Origin of the sequence: Streptomyces sp. NPDC101166 (assembly GCF_044768125.1) — a bacterium.
In the GTDB taxonomy this organism is placed as follows: domain Bacteria; phylum Actinomycetota; class Actinomycetes; order Streptomycetales; family Streptomycetaceae; genus Streptomyces.
This window is the reverse complement of record NZ_JBIWPF010000302.1, coordinates 1-1,085: the sequence shown is the minus strand read 5'-3', so window position 1 is coordinate 1,085 and position 1,085 is coordinate 1. Positions and strand designations below refer to the sequence as shown.

Annotated in this window: 2 protein-coding genes; both read left to right on the top strand. The window is 67.0% G+C overall.

The annotated features are described in order from the left end of the window. Positions 1-282: response regulator transcription factor (locus ACIRS4_RS38630; protein ID WP_404205008.1), on the top strand; the 282-nt coding region annotated here is incomplete at its 5' end. Between the two features lie 121 nt (positions 283-403). Further along, positions 404-1,000 (top strand): DUF1772 domain-containing protein, encoded by a 597-nt coding sequence (locus ACIRS4_RS38625; protein ID WP_404205006.1) that lies wholly within the window; start codon positions 404-406, stop codon positions 998-1,000. Positions 1,001-1,085: the final 85 nt, after the last annotated feature.

Sequence of the window (1,085 nt, the reverse complement as noted above, 5' to 3'; positions counted from 1 at the left end):
ACCTCGACCGGTGGGCTGCCCACGCTCCGCTCGCTCACCGAGACCCAGCGGTCGGTGCTGATCGCGCTCTGCCGCCCCCTGCGCGGCAATGACGGCTTCGCCTCGCCCGCCTCGAATCAGCAGATCGCGGCCGAACTCTTCCTCAGCGTCGACGCCATCAAGACCCACCTGCGCGCCCTGTTCGCCAAGTTCGGCGTCGAGGACCTGCCGCAGAACCAGAAGCGCGTCCGCCTCGCCAACCTGGCCATGCAATCCGGCGTCGTCTCGGAGCGCGATCTCTGACCTTGGACCCGCGCGCATGGGGGTGAGCTTCTGAGCCATGGGTTTCCGGGGCCGCGGACTGTTGACTGGATGTAGTTGATCGCCCGGGAGTCCGGGTGGCGGATCCAGTCAGGAGAGATCGATGTTCGCACTTCGCACGGCCGCGCTGGTGGCGGCGACGCTGACCACCGGTCTCACCGCCGGCATCTTCTTCGCCTACGCGACCTCGGTGATGACGGCGCTGGGCCAGTCCGACGACCGCACCTTCGTCGACATCATGCAGAAGATCAATGTGGTCATCATCAACCCGCCGTTCATGCTCGCCTTCATGGGTTCGGTCGGCTTCACCGTGCTGGCCGCGGCCCTGCACCTGGGCAAGGACACCCGCACCACGCTGATCTGGGTCGGCGTCGCGCTGGCGCTCAATGTGATCGCCTTCGCGGTGACCTCCGGCCTGAACGTGCCGCTCAACAACCAGCTGGCCAATGCCGGTGATGTCGCTCAGATCCCGGATCTGGCGGCGGTGCGGTCCCAGTTCGAAAGCTCCTGGGTGGCTTGGAACGTCGTGCGCGCGGTGATCCACACCCTCGCCTTCCTGGTGCTGACGGGTGCGCTGTTCGTGGCGGGCATGCAGCACGCCAAGGCGGATCAGAAGGCGGTGTCGGCTCCGGTCGCGGCCTCGGCTCCGATGTACCCGCAGTACGCCCCGCAGCCCGGATTCCCTTCCGCCCGGCAGTAATTCAGCACGCTTTTCCGGCGGTGGCCGGGACCTTATGTGCGGCAACACAAGCCGCCTGCGGGTCCCGGCCATCGCCGTTTTCCTG

Excerpts from the sequence above, each read along its gene's own strand:
- ACIRS4_RS38625 (WP_404205006.1), top strand. The coding sequence starts at position 404 with ATGTTCGCACTTCGCACGGCCGCGCTGGTGGCGGCGACGCTGACCACC.